Annotated in this window: 1 pseudogene; it reads right to left on the minus strand. The window is 56.4% G+C overall.

The annotated features are described in order from the left end of the window. Positions 1–11 precede the first annotated feature (11 nt). Positions 12–321, minus strand: a pseudogene (locus tag ACZYR9_RS27630) (NADH-quinone oxidoreductase subunit L); the annotation flags it as partial.

The raw sequence follows: 321 nt of genomic DNA on the forward strand, positions 1-321 counted from the left end.
GGATCGGAAAGTTATCCGGCATCGAGGAACCTCCTTCCGGCTATGGCCAGCCTGAGGATGATAAGTCCGATCAGCGTAACCAAACCGTAGGACTGTACCTGTCCGTTTTGCATCCGGGAGCCGAGACGTCCTAGTCCGTTCACGGCATAGCTGGACAAGCGAACCGCACCGTCAACCACATAAATATCGAACACATGCAGCAGCTTGCCGAGCCCCTGCAATGGACGAACGACCGCGGCTTGATACAGCTCGTCGATGTAGAACTTCCGGTTCAAAAGAGCGTAAAGCCAAGGAGCCCGTGCCGAAACGGCATCCGCCGGA

The organism is Paenibacillus sp. F024 (genome assembly GCF_057814255.1).